The sequence below is a fragment of the Sporanaerobacter sp. PP17-6a genome, assembly GCF_900095615.1.
In the GTDB taxonomy this organism is placed as follows: domain Bacteria; phylum Bacillota; class Clostridia; order Tissierellales; family Acidilutibacteraceae; genus Acidilutibacter; species Acidilutibacter cellobiosedens.
The window spans coordinates 99,712-115,962 of record NZ_FMIF01000001.1 but is presented as its reverse complement, the minus strand read 5'-3'; the positions used below and the strand labels follow the sequence as shown (position 1 = coordinate 115,962).

Genomic DNA, 16,251 nt, shown 5'->3' with positions numbered 1-16,251 from the left:
TTAAGCTCCTCTCTACTTAATAAGAATAATCTTATAATCATCAATATTATATTTATGGTAGTCAGGTGAATTTATATCAGCGTATTCTAGCATTCTACCTTTTAGCCTGCCTGGCCATTCTACAAATATTAGCCTACTTCTAGATAAATTTATAAAGTAGCTTAGGATATTGAGTTTATAATCTGGGTTAAATAAGATGTCTATATTTTTCACCACAATATATTCTGTTTGGGCTTTGGCTAATATATTTGTTAGTTCATCTAAGACTTTACTATTTCTATATTCCATAGGGTATTCTTTAAGCTTATGACTTAAATCTAAGCCTAGATTAATTATGCTTAAGTCTTTTACTTCTATATGCCTTAAAAACTCATCAGCACTCATACAAAGTAGGCCTAGTAGCTTATTTCTCTTTATTAAATCTAAATCAAAGTTGTATTTTGTATATATTTCAGCCATATCAATAATCTTCCTCTATATTTAAGATTTTATTGATTACCTCTAACCTTCTCTTCCCACATTGTTGCTTTAAGACAGTAGTGAAAGTGCCATCCTTTACCATTTTAGAAGAATTGTTTTCATAGAGATATTTTATTGTTTTAATAAGAGTATTTTCATCTATTTGGTCAGACCAATATGAATCTACTACTCTATTCAAAACTTCTCCCAACTCTCTTTGAGTTTTATAAAACATTTTTATTTCCATATTGCACCCCGCAATTCTTATTAAAGTATTACTTAATTCTTATTTTACTATTACGCGCTTCATTTGGCAACAGTAAAAAAAGAGCAGGCCGAAGCCTGCCCATATCAAGTAGTCGCTAGTGCTACTATACTTATATCTCCCTATCCTTCTTCTTATCTCCTAGCTTATCTTGTAGCTTATCACTACTGTCCTTTGCAACCTTATCTTTAAGCTTATTAAGTTTTTCAATAGTAGACTCTTTTTTCTTGTCATTCTTATCTTTTATGGCATTTATTTTTCCTAGATTTTTTTCTTTACTACCTTCTGATATATTTAGCTTACTGGCTTCAGCCCATCTTATAAAGTCAATATCATGGAAAGATTTCTCTAGTGGGTAAGCTTCTGCAAAGTCATAATCTATGTCATACATGGCATTGGATAAGTCTGTATAAGCATCTACAAATCCATCTATTTTATTAAAAAGCTCTTTTTCCTTACTTGGTATTTGGGTTGATCCTACATCCCTTTCTCTACCCCTTGTAACATCATACTCTAGGTCATATATAAGTTCATCAAAGTAGTCATTAATTAGATTTACTCCATCATTTTGCATAAACTTATCATATAGCTCATCTAATAGCTTTGGATCTTCTATACCATTTTCTATGCTAATGAGAGCCTTAACAAAGCCTTCGTAGTCCTCATCTATCATTTTATTGAGTGCATCAATTGTTGAGCCTTCTTTTTTCTGCAAATAATTCGCCAAATAATTATCATTAGGCTCCTTAACAATAGATACACCTTCTATCTTGTCTTGATAGTTTGAATTATGGCTTTTAAAGCCACTAACATCTTGTGAAAAAGATAGGGTTTTCTCCTTACCTACTATAAAATGATCTAAAATCTCTATTTCAAATATTTCTGTCATATTTTCTAATCTTTGTGTCATTGCTATGTCCTCCTTACTTGGAGTAGGGTTACCACTAGGGTGGTTATGAAATACTGCAAATCCCTTCACATCTTGATAATCAAGTAAAGATCTAGCCATTATTTTTAAATCCACTATAGAAGAATCTGTTGATCCCTTAAAAAGTTCCTCAGTTCCAATTATCTTTTCGTCACTATTATAAATTAACATTCCAAAAACCTCTTGCTGATGATGTTGAAAGCCAATTTTTAGTAATTCCTTTATCTCTTCCACATTATCTATTACATTAAGATTTATTAACTCATTACTAGCAAAATAGCTGGCAAAATCCTCATATTTTCCTTCTAGACTGTAATCTTTTTCTTTGTACTCAGTTTCAGAGTCATTTGCCAACCCATAGGATATAGATGGATAGTAAGTTTTTCCTGCCATCCTTGATAAGAAACTATTATCTTCCTTGCCATAGCCAATGGTATCTATAACTTTCATTCCTATTTTTTCAAAATAATCTTTGGTTTCTTCCATTCTTTCATAGGGTGTTTCATTAGAAAAAGCTATAAACACCCTGTTAGCACCTGCTAATAAGCCTTCTTTAAGAGCTTCCTTTATGCTATTTTTCCAGCTTAGCCTAGTTCTTTTTAAATGGACAGGATGATTTTTTGTATTTACAAAAATAATAGTCCCAGTATCTTTAGTAGGTAAAGTTGTTGACTTTACATAGTCTACAAAGACATCGGGACCATCTATTGCTTTTTTATTATTTTTAATATTAGCTCTAGCATAATCTAAGAACTCCAAAAGTGGTTTTACATCATTATCTTGTCTTTTTATTTTCTCATAAAGTTCTTCCTTACTATTACAATTAAATTCTTTATATAAGTTATTTTTCATCCCTATCCACCTCCCAATCAAGGTCTGTAGAATAGATTTCAAATAATTCCTTTATTTCCTTAACCTTTTCATCTCCTGGATTGTCCCTAATATAGTCCACCATTTCGCTATAGCTATTTAGCCCAAAATATTCTAATAATTTATTTTTTTCACTAAGCATAATATTCCTCCTCAAAATTTCTATAATGTTTTTCATAAATTTTGTTTTTATCTTGCTCCCTTATACTTATCTTTTTCTCCATCTTCTTGGGATAGGGAAAATTCATCCTTAACTTTAGACTTATATTTTTCAAGTTTTCCAAGTGTAGACTCCTTATCATCTTTTTTAAGTCCATCTACATCATAGATAGATTCAAAATAGTTGCTACTCCTAAAATCATTGTCATACCTATCAGGGATGCCATCATTATCCATATCTAGGGAAAGTGGATCATAAAAATTTCCATCATCGTCAATTTCAAGCCCTAGTTTCTCTTTTAGGTCTTTTTCATTTACTCTAACAAAATCATTAAAGTCACCATGTTTAATATCTGCTAATAATAATTCAAGGGCTGTTTCTTTGCTTACTGCTTCACCACCTTCTCCTTCAAGATAATTTAGATGAGATACTTCCTTATCATCTACATATTGGGTTCTAGAATAGTCTTTAAGACTTATTTCATACTGGATTTCATGTTTCCCATCTTTTGTAGTAGTGTAGGCCAGGCCAATATGGCCTTCATCTGGGAAGAGGGTATTAAAATCTTCATAGGCATAGTCTTCTCCAAATTCCATATTGCAATAGTCAATTATTGCCCTTTTCACATCTTCAATAAGAGGATTTAGGTTTTCTAATTCCTCTACTTCTCCCATATCTAAAAGCTTATTAATTTCAGCCAGCCTTGCCACCTTATTCTTTAATTCCTCTTCTTTGTCAAAAGGCTTTTTTACTTCTTCTTTAGCTATTTCTAATTGTTCCTTTGTAGCTAATAGCTTTTCCTCAAATTGCTTCAAGCTATCTGGTATCTTTTCTAAGACATTATCCATCCTAGTAATATTCCCATCCCTATTTTGCCCTAGGTCTCCATAATGATTATTGGCCCCCTTTAAGTTAAAGTTATGCTCATTGGTTATGATATTGTAAGTTATCTCTATTGGAAAACCCCTATATTCACCTATGACTTTTTTATCATTAAGCTTTATTCCCTTAACTGCTTCTAAGATTTTATCTCCTGCTTCTTTTCTATCCTTAATAAGTTCATCTCCAATTTTGATAAAGGTAAATTTATTATCTCCTGCGGCTTGTGGCTCTATCCTAGCTATATCTTTTTTTGCTCCCTCAATTAACTTCTCATACCTTTCTATTTCTCTAGGATAGGTCTTTATAATCTTATCTTCTAAGCTATAAAGATTGCTCTTATAGTTTCCTTCCATCATTTTTAATTTTGTAACTTCAATATCTAAGTCCATTTTTTCTTTTATAAGGGGATTGCCTGTTGCTAGGGCTTTTATTTCGGCATAGGATAGGGTATTTTCATCAACATCTTCTGCTACCCTGGCAGGTGTCTTAGAGGTCATAATCTGAGATATAAATTTTTGCTTATTTTCTATGGTTTGCCAGAGGTAGCTATCAAAGGTGTTCTCAGTAACATACCTAAATATTTTAACCTTATCATTTCTATTACCACGCCTTACTATACGACCTGCTCTTTGCTCTAAATCAGCAGGTCTCCAAGGTACATCAAGATCATGAGTTGCTATAAGTCTTTCTTGCACATTTGTACCTGTCCCCATCTTTTGTGTAGAACCTAAAAGAATCCTTACCTTACCCTTTCTCACTCTTGCAAATAATTCATCTTTTTGCTTTTCTGTATTGGCATCATGGATAAAGGCTATTTCCTTTTCAGGAACTCCAAGAGCCAAAAGTTTATCTTTTATATCATCATAAACATTAAATGTCCCATCATTTTTGGGTGTGGACATATCTGAAAATACTAGTTGGGTAGACTTATTCTCTCTTGTCTTATCCCATATGGAAAAGATGTTTTTTACGCATACATTAACCTTACTATTTGGATCATCAGGTAATAGGGGATTAATAAGTCTTTGGTCAAGAGCTAGCTTTTTACCGTCATTGGTAATTTTAAGCATGTTATCTTCTTCTGGCTCAACCCTTCTATCTCTAACCCTATCTGCACGCTCAGAAATGCCTTTTAAGACCTCTTTCTGCTCCTGGGTAGGCATTGTTACTATAGTTTCATATTCAGCCTCAGGAACAGCCAAATCTAGCATATCTGCTGTTTTAATATCTGCTACTTCCTTAAACATTGCCATAAGCTCAGGTAGATTGTAAAATTTACTAAATCTAGTTTTGGCTCTATACTTATCTCCTTCAGGAGAAAGTTCAACTGCTGTTACAGTTTCTCCAAAGGTACTGGCCCAAGAGTCAAAATGGTGTAAGTTGTTTTTTTCTAATTCATCAAATTGTAAGTATCTTTGCATTGTATAGAGTTCAGTCATACTATTAGATACTGGGGTTCCTGTAGCAAAGACAACACCCCTTCCACCAGTCATTTCATCTAGATATCTACACTTCATAAACATATCTGAAGATTTAAGGGCTTCACTTTGACCTATTCCAGCTACATTTCTCATCTTTGTATAAAGAAATAGATTCTTATAGTTATGGGCTTCATCTACGTAAAGCTTATCAACACCAAGTTCTTCAAAGGTTACTACATCATCTTTTTTAAAGTCATCATTTAATTTCTTAAGTCTTCCCTCAAGTTTCTTTTTTGTATTTTGTAACTGCTTTACTGTGAAATTCTGACTTCTATCGTACTTATACTCTTCAATATATTGGAGTATTCCTTCTATTTCGCTTCTTATATGGTTCTCTTGGTATTCCTTACTCATAGGGATCTTTTCAAACTGAGAATGACCTATAATAACTGCATCATATTCTCCTGTTGCAATCTTACCTATAAACCTCTTTCTATTATTTGGCTGAAAATCTTTCTTTGTAGCAACCATAATATTTGCCCCTGGATAAAGTTCCATAAAATCCCTGCCTATTTGCTCTGTTAGGTGATTAGGAACTACAAATAAGGCCTTGCTACTCATTCCAAGTCTTTTAGATTCCATTGCTGAGGCTATCATTTCAAAGGTCTTACCTGCTCCTACTGTATGGGCAAGAAGAGAATTTCCACCATATAGAGTCCTTGCAACTGCATTTTTTTGATGGTCTTTTAGAATTATACTAGTATTCATCCCTTCAAAATGTAAATTAGAACCATCATATTCCCTATTACGTACTGAATTAAATCTTTCATTGTATATTTTTTCTAGCCTATGCCTTCTATCTGGCTCATTAAATATCCAGTTTTTAAACTCCTCTTTTAACAGTTCTTGTTTTTGACTTGCCAACATAGTTTCTTTCTTATTTAAAACAGAAGATGTACTACCATCTGGATTAGTTACCCTATCCCATACCTTAGTTTCCTTGAGGTTAAGAGCATCTTCGATTATTTTATAGGCATTTACCCTACTAGTTCCATAGGTCATATTGGCTAGGTCATTTCCCCTGTCTTTACTTTTACCTTCTATCCTCCATTCAGCAGTAAAAGATGAATACCTAACATTAATATCCCATCTTGCAAATCCTGGTGTCTTAAGGGTCTCAAACATAAAGTCTTCAACATCCTTAGCTGGTACCCAGGTTGCCCCTAATCTTACTGTAATTTCTGATGCTGTAAGGTCTTTAGGCATTACTTCTTTAAGGCTTTCTCTTTGCATCTTTAAATTACTTAGATTCTTTTCTATTTCCCTTAAATTTAAATTGTCTTCTTCATTTATAAAGCGTAGACTTCTTTCAGTACTAGTAATGTATTCCTCTAAGACATTAATTTTATCTCTTATATTTCCACTTAGATATTCATCTGCACTTACATAATTAAAGGCCATAGGATTAGCCTTTTCTTTCTCAGTGAAAGGTAGGGCATTATTTTCTCTATCAAATTCTTTAATATCAAGAAAGATTTTCCCCTTTAGGCTATCTACTAAATCTCTTTCCTTAATATCAGTAAGTTCTTCCATATAAGCTAAATCTACTCTGCCTTTTTCAGCAATAGAAAGGATAAGTGCCTCATCTGGACTATCAACATGGCTAACAGGAACTGCCTTCTTAATTGTCCTTTTTGTAAATATATCTCCTTTTCCCTTGAACCTTCCCTCTTCTAACTTTTCAATACTTGAAATAAGGGCAAAGTTACTATCCTCAGATAAAAGCCTAGTATTCATTGTTCCGTTTATATAGCCATGTTTCTCAGAAAAATCATCATAAATTTTATTAAGATGGTTCTGGCTTTCCCTTATTTTATCTTCACTTTCATCCTCAAGTTGAGAATCTATCACATTCCTAAGGGCTTTTCCTAAAGCTATATAATCCCTTATTTTTTCTAGATCCCTATCATTTTTTTCTACTTCTCTCATGATAGAATCTTCTCTCATGTAGATTTTTCCATCTTTTTCAGTAAAGGAAAAGTTCTTTACACCTTCATCAGCAGGAATAATTTCAGGTTCACTTTCTTCATTTTCTCTTTCTATCTTTATAGGCTCAATCTTACCTTTAATATTCTTAATTGCTTCAAAAAGATCTGCCTTTAAATCCTGATTCTCTTTTGGCATACAAGTTAGGGTCTTACCAAATCTGCCAGATACCTCTACCATTTGACCTAGTATCATTTCAGGATTTTCTATAAAATAATTATTATAGTAAAGGCCTTCATCGTCTCTTCCAAGTTCATACCAGGGTTCTTCCCTTTCTATTACTGAATCCTTCTTTTGAAGAAAGATAATATCACTGGTTACTTCTGTCCCTGCCATACCTTTAAAAGTGTTGTTAGGTAATCTTATAGCACCTAATAGGTCACACCTAGCCCCTATATATCTACGAATAGAATCATCTTTTTTATCCAGAGTTCCACTAGAAGTAATAAAGGCAATAACCCCACCACTTCTAACCTTGTCTATTGATTTTGCAAAGAAATAGTCATGGATAAGGAAGTTGTTTTTATCATAAGCCCTATCACTAACTTTAAATTCACCAAAAGGAACATTTCCAACTGCAAGATCAAAAAAGTTATTAGAAAATGATGTTTCCTCAAATCCTTTTACCTGGACCTTGTTTTCAGGATATAGTTTCTTTGCAATATTTCCTGAGATACTGTCAAGCTCAACACCATATACCTTTGATTCTTTCATGCTTTCAGGAAGGCTACCCATAAAGCTACCAACCCCACATGAAGGCTCAAGCATGTTCCCCTTTTCAAATCCCATGTTCTCAAGTGCCTGATAGATTCCATCTATAACTGGCTTAGGTGTATAGAAGGCTGTAAGAGTAGATTCTTCACAAGCCTCATATTCACTTGGATTTAAGTTTTCTTTAAGGAAATTCCTTGCTCTCTCCCATTGACCAGTTTTGCTTTCATCAAATACATCTGATAAGCCTCCCCAGCCAACATACCTAGCTAGTATTTCTTGTTCTTCTCTACTTGCTTCTCTATCCTCTTCTTCTAATCTTTTAAGAACTCTAATAGCATTGATATTGTTTTCTAACCTTTCTTGTGGTGGAAGGCTTTCTGCTAACACCTCATCTTTAATCACAAAGTTTTTAACCCTTGGTCTTTCTATGATTTCTTCTTGTATATCCTTATCATCTTCAAAGTTATCAAGAGAAAAAGTCATTTGTTCTACTTCTTTAGATTTTTCTTCATCAAAATCATAAAGCTCTGCCCTATAAAGAAATTCATTAAGTTCATCAATATCTTCAAACTGAAGCCTTCTAACTTGCCTTTCATCAAGAATATACTCATCCTTAAGTTCATAGGGAAGGATTTCAATGGATAGGATTTCCTCTTTTATAGCTTTAACAATAAAGGGATTATCCCACATTTTTATAACGCTATCTTTTGTAATAGGATTTTCTTTTAATTCTTCTCCTTGCATGAAAAGAATTTCTGGATCTTTTTCCTCTAGGTTCTCATCCCTAGTAGGACTATCAAGCTGCCCAAAAAACACCCTATGAATTTCATCTTCGCTTAATTGTTTTTTTAATTCGCTGTCTCTTAATTCCCTAAATGTCTTAGGAAAATCTTCAAGTATAAGTCTTTCTGCTCCAACTTCCCTAAGTTCCTTAAGATTGAAGTAACCCCATTCTGGTTCTATGCCTGCTACAAGGCCAAAGGCATCTTCTGTTTCAGGGTCATATTCTGTTAAATACCAGGTCCAATTGCTTCTAAAGGGAATAATATAGGCTGTATGGACTGTCTTATCCCCGGCTGATACTTCTTCTGTTTCTCCTAGACTAGGAACATTCTCTAAAATTTCTTCATTCATAAGCTCCTTTGGATTTTCTTTAGAGTAATATTTGGAAATAAAAAAGGAAGTAGATTCATCCTCTACCTCCTGGTCCCTATCTTTACTTATTTCTTCATCTAATTGTAAATGAACTCCTTCATTGCTAGTTCCCTCAACTGATGATTGAGATTCTCCATCAGCCCTACCCACTTCATCTGATCCTCTTCCTTTAACTTCTCTGTCAGTCCAAAGCTTTCCATCATCCTTGGTCTCTCCATCTCCATAAAGTTCCTGGCTGTCTCTTCTATTTCCAGTAAATGTTTCATCAGGCTCTTGTCTAGAAACATCTCTTGAAATAAATCCTCCTTCTCCTCTAGCAAGAAGCTCAGTCTGGCCTTGGCGAATCTGTGAGTTTGGTAGGTCTGGTCTTTCATCAGAGCTTCCTCTGATATTTCCTTCATCTTCAAGATTATCTCTTCCTGGCTTTGGCATTGTCCAAACATCATTTGATATTGACTCTCTATCTTCTCTTCCTTCTGGTATACTTCCAGCATTTCCTCGAAATTCATCATCTATCCCTCCTGTATCTTCTTCGTTATCTCTTTCTACTATGTTTTCATTGTACCGCTCTACTGGTCTTTTTGTCAGCACCTTATTTTTATCAATTTCTTTATCTATGGCAATTGTTTTTTCAAGCAAAGCTTCCACCATTGAATTTATTTCACTTCCCACTATTGTTAGGGAAATTTCATCAAGGCTTCCAATAACACTATTAATTCTAGCTATATCTACTGGGTAACTTATATCAAGCCTACTTGCATATCCAATTTTTATAGATTCTGCAAGAAAGTCATTGTAAGTTTTCCTATGACCTAAATCTACCTTAAGTTCATTTAAGATATAATTTCCCCTATTTATTACTTCTGTATATGCAATGTTTTCAAGAATTTCATCTATTGTCATATCATCTATTTCAGTCTTATTAAAAGCTCCATTATACCCTAAAACTTCCCTTAAACTATCCTCACCGTTACTTAATTCCCATAACTCAACCTGATTTGTAGTTCTTGATAGTGAAACTGTCTGGCTTAGATCAAAAATATAGGTTACCTTGCCATATTCCCCATAATTTTTATAAATGGGAATCCCTTTTTCTCCTCGTTTTACAGTTCTTCCAAATTTCTTTCTCCAAAAGTCAAATTCTCCACAGGCTCTTGCACTAGTATTCTGGTTATAAATACTAAGTTGGCTAGTAAAATCATACTTATAATTATTTCCAACAGTTTTCATTAAGGAAATATACTCATCACTAGAAGATAGAGCCTTTGATTTAATTTCTTGTATTAAATGTTCAAAGTCATTTATTCTCACCTTTTCCTCCTCCTTGCATATTTAAAATAAACTTATAAGCTACAATTATGAATTTCCTTTATTATTTCTTCTAACACATTAACTACTATGCTGTTACCAGCTTGCTTATAAAGGATACTAGACATACAGTTCTTTCTTCTTGGAAATATCTTTATAAGCTTATCAAAATCACTATCATCAAATCCCATTAACCTAAAGCACTCCCTTTCCGTAAGATATCTGTATTTATTATTTCCTATGGCTAGTATGCCAGAATTAGGGACTCTTACTTGCTTAGTGGATATGGTATAGCAAAAGTCTTCTATTACTTGTAACCTTCCTTTAAATTGTGGTTTATAGGATGGGTCATAGAGTATTTTTAACATTGAAGTTTGCTTAACTAAAAATATATCTCCATGCTTTTCCATTACATCTTTTTCTAGAAAGTCTGATAAACACTTGGTTTCTTGATGCCTTAGATTATCAAAATTAAAAGGATTACAGCCTAAATAACTAATAGCAAAAATCCTTTCTCTTTTTTGTGGTATACCAAAATCCATTGAATTAAGGATTTCATACTTTGTTTCATAACCTAATCTTTCCATTTCCTTTAGATAATAAAAAAAGGAAGCTCTCATATTTTTATCGAGAACTCCCTTTACATTTTCCCAGATTACCCATTTGGGTTTATCTTGTCTTTCTTCTATTATCCTTATTGTTTCAAATAAAAGACTGCTTCTTGTTCCACTTCCTTTTTCTCCCCCTTGCTTTTCCCCTACCCTAGAAAAATCCTGGCATGGACTACCATGCATTAATAGATCTATTTCTTTATCTGGAAGACTGTAACCACATATATTTCTTGGCTTATAGTTTTCATTATAAAGAGCATTATAGCTTTTTACACAGTTTTTATCTATTTCAACATAATCTACAATCTCAAAGGGAAGCTTGCTATTGATATAGGCCTTCCTTATTGCTCCTATACCTCCGAAAAGTTCTACAAGCTTCATCCCTTTAAAAGAACTCCCTTTATTTTATTTTCTACATCTCCTATAAAATCCTTTAATTCAGCTTTTCCCTCTGATATTTCATGTAGTTTTACTTCCCAATCTACTGTAGTATTTGAATTTTTAAGAAAATCTGCTACAAGAGATACTAACTCCTCTCCCTTATTTGTTGAAATAAGTTTTCTTTCTTCTCTTTTTATAAGCTCTTTCTGAATTAGGTTTTCTATTATTCCAGCTCTAGTAGCAGGTGTTCCTATCCCCTTCCTATCTATATCCTCCTTTGCATCTCTCCCAGCAAGTTCCATATCCTTAAGTAGGATATCCTCTGTATATAGCTTAGGTGGATTTGTATATTTTTCATTTATTTTTTTATCCTTAACCTTAAGCTTGTCACCCTTTTCTAGTCTTGGAAGAAGCTTATCTTCTTTTTTCTTAATATATGAAGAAAGATATTTAGTATAACCCTCATCTATTACTACTGTTCCCCTACTTGTAAATTCATAGCCTTCCACATCACAGATAATCTTAGTATTTTCAGTAATTAAGTTTCCTGATCTTGATGCTAAAAGTTTAACTTTAATAAGTTCAAAAACCTTTTCTTCTGAGCCTAGCAAACTGCTAGTATCAAAGTTTAAAGACTCACTTGTTGGAATTATGGCGTGGTGATCCTGGACCTTTTTAGAATCAAAAATACTCTTGAAGTTCTTTTCATCAAAATCATTGCCAAAAGAATCTACATAGGCCTTAACACTAGAGACCATATCATCAGTAAGAAATCTACTGTCTGTTCTAGGATAGGTTATAAGTTTCTTTTCGTATAAACTTTGGGCATAGTCTAGGGTCTGCTTTGCACTATAGCCAAAATACTTATTACACTCTCTTTGAAGTGTTGTTAAATCATAAAGCTTATCTGGTCTTGTTATTTTTCTTTTCTTCTCTACTTCCTTTATTTCAAGGTATTCAGGGATAGATAGTAAAAGTTTTTCTGCTTTTTCATTTTCATTGATCCTTGATGTTTCTAGGTCAATATCTTGTCCACTTATCTGGACTGTAAAATACTTTTCTTTTTCAAAATTTCTTATGGCCTTATCCCTAGCTACTACCATTGCAAGGGTTGGTGTTTGTACCCTACCAACTGAATAATTATTATTGTAAAGGCAAGAGTAATACCTGGAAAGATTCATTCCAACTAGCCAATCTGCTTGACTCCTTGCTAGTGCTGACTGATACAAGTTTTCATACTCTCTTCCATCTTTAAGATTATTAAAACCTTCTTTTATGGCCCTATCTTCCATGGATGAAATCCAAAGTCTTTTAACAGGTTTTTTGCACCTTGCCTGATTATAGACCAGTCTAAAAATAAGCTCTCCTTCCCTTGCAGCATCACAAGCATTTATTACTTCTCTGACATTCTTATCTGTTAGTAGTTTTTCTAAAATACCATATTGTTTCTTAGTGTATTTTGAAACTTCATATTTATATTCTTTAGGAAAGATAGGAAGATCTTCTATATTCCATTTTCTATATTTTTCATCATAACTTTCAGGATTATTCATTCTAATAAGATGTCCTACACACCAGCTTACAATATAATTATTTCCCTCCATATATCCATCTTTTCTTCTTTTAGCTCCTAATACTTTGGCTATAGTCATTGCTACACTGGGCTTTTCTGCTATTACTAATTTCAAAATATCTCCTCCCTTTAATTTTTGGACAAAAAAATAGCGACCCAGATATATTTACTTATCTGAGCCGCTATCATCTATCTATTTATCTTTCTACCAGGACTGATTAGGGTATTTAAGGGTAAATGTATATATAATTTTCATCTTGCCTTGGGTACTCTCATCATATTTAGCAGTTTTTGTCTTTAGATTAAACTCCCATCCCCTATGAACCTTCTTAAAATCCTTATAATCTACATCTTCAGTTTCTCTTATATATTGGCCATTTCTTTTTATTACACGAGTAAATCTCATCTTCATTCCTGTCATATCAATATCTTCCCCATCATCATAGGTCTTTTTATCAGGTAGGCTTACTAATTTTTCAGGATACCATTGATTAACCTTGACGCCTTCTGGAAGTTCCATATCTTTTAAATTGTTCTTATCCTTTTCTTTTTCAAGGCTTTCCTTTAAATCTCTTATATCATTTTCAAGACTTTCAAATTTCTCCCTATATTTCTCATTGTCTTTTACCAGCTTATCCTTCTCTTTATTTAGCTTATAAATTTTGTCATCAAGCTTATTTATTTCATAATTTAGCTTCTCCTTGTCCTTGCTTGATTGGTTTTTTTGATTTCTAAGTTCTTCTTCTATATCTGCTTTTGCTTTTTTTAAGGCTTCTATCTCCTTGTTCACTTTATCTAATTCTTTTCTTAAATCCTCTTCAAGTAAGTCCTTATCCCTAGCTAATTGTTCAATTTTATCCTCTAGGTTCTCAATACTATCCCTTAACTCATCTCTTTCTGCCTTAGAGCCTTCTATTTCCTTTTCAAGTTGGTCTTCTATTTCCTCTTTTTCTTTGTCTAATTGATCTATCTTGTCATTAAGGTCAGAGACTTTATTATCAAGTTCTTCTTTGTCTTTCTCATGCTCAGCCCTTTCTTGCTCTAGCCTGTCCTCAAGCTCTTTAATCTTATTATTAAGCTCTTCCTCTACTAGATCCTTTTCCCTTCTTAAGTCCTCAATATTTTTGTCTAATTCAGCAATATTATTTTCTAATTCTTCCTTGTCTTTCTCAGTTTTAGTTATTATATCTTCTAATTCTCTTTCAAGATTTTCCCTTGCTTCATTTAGTTTGTCAGTTTCTTCTTTTAAATCATCTATCTCTTTTTCAAGAGCTTTTTTATCTTCTTCTGATTTTTCCTTCTCATCTGCTAGTTCTTCTTCCAGTCTATCTTTAGCTTTTTCAAGTTCATCAATCTTATCTTTTAGGTGATCTATTTCTTCATTAAGTTCTTCCTTGTCTTTGGCAGCCTGGTCTCTTTCTTCTGCAAGTTCTTGTTCTAGATCTTCCCTTGCCTTATCTAATTCGTCAATCCTATTATTTAAGTCTTCTAATTCTTTTTCTAGTTTTTCTTTTTCAATCTTATCCTTTATTTCATTAGTTAGATCCTCAAATACATCTTCCAAATCATCTGTTTCACTATCTTTAAATTTATCCTTATCACTAGCCACATCCTTAAGGAATTCTTTGGCCTGTTCATTACAATCCACTGCTACTGTATAGATATCAAGAACATCTATATTATCGCTTTTTGCAAGGTTAGCTTCAGCTAAAGCACAAAACTTGCCCTTGGCAGCTGTTGTATCTTGTCCAACTCTATCATAATAAAAGCTTCCTTCAAGAACCTTTTTATTGTTATTCATGTAGTCATCAAGATCAATTTTGGGTTCATAAATACGGTTTGCCTCTCCATCTGAAAGAAGGACTATAATTTTTTTATCTCCTGTAGATTTTTTAAATATCATCCTTGCTTCATGAATTCCCCCTTGTGTAAAAGTCATATCTTTTGCAACAAGCCCATCAATAGCATTAAATAATTTGCTCTTATCTTTTTTTCGGAAAAAATCTGCTCCATCATTTTTATGATGTATTAAATCAGAAGCAAAGCTAATAAGTGCTATATTGGTGCTTATATTATGAGATTCTTGTTCCTTCCATATAGCCTCTGCCATATCCTTGGCTGACTTTTTTGCCTTTGTCATCTTAGTCCCACTCATTGATCCTGAAATATCAACTACAATAACCATATCAACTTCATAAGAAAACCTATCACCCTTATCATTTGCTAATACAGGGCTTGCTAACCCCAATATTATAGCAAGGCTTAGTAGGCCTGCTAGAATTTTATTAAATAATCCTGTTTTTTTACCCATTATATTAAATCCTCCTTTGTGTATTCTTTTTCCTCATCTTCTTCATAATTTTCTTCCGTCTTTGAACTAAAGAAATCATCATCTGGGATTTCATCATCTTCAAAATCTTCAAATCCACTGTCATTAGATTTTATAACCTTAAAGTAATAACCAGCTCCTCCTACTCCCGCTACTATAAGTAGAACAATTAAAAAAGAACCCTTAGAATCTTCTTTCTTGGGTTCTTCTGCTTCAGGCTCTGGTTCTTCTTTTTTTACAACTTCTTTTTTAGGTTCTTCCTTTACCTTATTCATCCCACTCCTTTCCTGGTCTTGCTCAATCATATTAAGCAAATCTTGCTCAGATACTTCTGTTAAAAGCTGAACATTTGAATCTGGCTCATCGTGATTAATAATCAGGTGAAACACCTTGCCGCTCTTTGTTTGAAAGGTAAGAAATTCTCTTGCATCAGCCTTGGGTCTTTCACCTACTCTGCCACTAGTGTCTATAAGATCTTCAATTTCGCTCCTCCTTGGATATTCCCTATTATCTGAACCTACAGACTCTGTGATAGTTCCTCTGGCTTGGCTTGGATCTGTTGGCTCATAAGGATTTTCCTTAGGAATAACAATTTCTTTATCAGTTTCATCTCCTCTCTCTGGCTTATTTACATCAATAAGAAATCCATTCCCTGTTTCTGCTGGATTTGGCAATGGCTTATTAACATCTACAGTGATATTGTCTTCCTTATCTCTTATTGGCTCTGGGCTGTTGACTTCTATTACAAACTCTCTTTCAAGCTCTCCACCTGAGTCTGAAGCAAAAGCCATAGCCTCAGATCCTATCCCTATAATAAATAGTAAGGCTAAGGCCAATAATGATCTTTTGATATTTTTTTTCTTAATATTCTTTTTCATAGGTCATATTCTCCTTTTCAATTTCATTAAATATTCTATTTTCATTTTTTCTTTCCTTGTCTTTTTCAGTAAAAATCTTTACTGCATCTAGAAGATTAATTTTTTGTTCATAGCATATGGTCATTATTTCTTGTCCAGCTATTTCTTCCTCTTCTAACCTTAAGAGTTCTAGTTCTTCTTCACTCTTTTTAATTTGTTCTTTAAGCTTTTCTTGGTCTTTTTTTATTTTCTTATATCTGTTTTCTGTTTTTTTATCCATCCCTTAAACCTC

9 protein-coding genes and 1 pseudogene are annotated in these 16,251 nt (G+C 33.2%); all 10 read right to left on the bottom strand.

Features of this window, described 5'->3' with window-relative positions:
* Positions 1-12: 12 nt before the first annotated feature.
* The 10 genes and pseudogenes from brxF to PP176A_RS00460 all read right to left on the bottom strand — a co-directional run bounded on the left by brxF (position 13) and on the right by PP176A_RS00460 (position 16,239).
* Complete coding sequence (brxF, locus tag PP176A_RS00500) at positions 13-459, bottom strand: BREX-3 system P-loop-containing protein BrxF (protein ID WP_071138484.1); 447 nt, start codon at positions 457-459, stop codon at positions 13-15.
* Position 460: 1 nt separating this feature from the next.
* A complete protein-coding gene (locus tag PP176A_RS00495) occupies positions 461-706 on the bottom strand; it encodes a TIGR04540 family protein (protein WP_071138483.1) in 246 nt (81 codons plus the stop codon).
* 130 nt (positions 707-836) lie between these two features.
* Positions 837-2,504 (bottom strand): JAB domain-containing protein, encoded by a 1,668-nt coding sequence (locus tag PP176A_RS00490; RefSeq protein ID WP_071138482.1) that lies wholly within the window; start codon positions 2,502-2,504, stop codon positions 837-839.
* Complete coding sequence (locus tag PP176A_RS15990) at positions 2,494-2,664, bottom strand: hypothetical protein (protein WP_159429017.1); 171 nt, start codon at positions 2,662-2,664, stop codon at positions 2,494-2,496. The genes PP176A_RS00490 and PP176A_RS15990 overlap by 11 nt, the downstream gene beginning before the upstream one ends.
* A 47-nt stretch (positions 2,665-2,711) precedes the next feature.
* A pseudogene (locus tag PP176A_RS00485) lies at positions 2,712-8,525 on the bottom strand (helicase-related protein); the annotation flags it as partial.
* Positions 8,526-10,243: 1,718 nt separating this feature from the next.
* Entirely contained in the window at positions 10,244-11,200 is a 957-nt protein-coding gene (locus PP176A_RS00480) for a DNA cytosine methyltransferase (RefSeq protein WP_071138480.1), read from the bottom strand.
* Positions 11,197-12,888: a DNA topoisomerase 3 gene (locus PP176A_RS00475; RefSeq protein WP_071138479.1), complete on the bottom strand. Its 1,692-nt coding sequence runs from the start codon at positions 12,886-12,888 to the stop codon at positions 11,197-11,199. The genes PP176A_RS00480 and PP176A_RS00475 overlap by 4 nt, the downstream gene beginning before the upstream one ends.
* A gap of 90 nt (positions 12,889-12,978) precedes the next feature.
* The gene (locus PP176A_RS00470) at positions 12,979-15,084 is read right to left on the bottom strand and encodes a VWA domain-containing protein (RefSeq protein ID WP_071138478.1); all 2,106 of its coding nucleotides are present in this window, start codon (positions 15,082-15,084) and stop codon (positions 12,979-12,981) included.
* Positions 15,084-15,980 carry a CD1107 family mobile element protein gene (locus PP176A_RS00465; protein WP_071138477.1) on the bottom strand — a complete coding sequence of 299 codons (897 nt, stop codon included), beginning with the start codon at positions 15,978-15,980 and terminating at the stop codon, positions 15,084-15,086. Before PP176A_RS00465 ends, PP176A_RS00470 begins: the two co-directional genes overlap by 1 nt.
* Entirely contained in the window at positions 15,964-16,239 is a 276-nt protein-coding gene (locus PP176A_RS00460; protein ID WP_071138476.1) for a hypothetical protein, read from the bottom strand. Before PP176A_RS00460 ends, PP176A_RS00465 begins: the two co-directional genes overlap by 17 nt.
* Between the last annotated feature and the right edge of the window lie 12 nt (positions 16,240-16,251).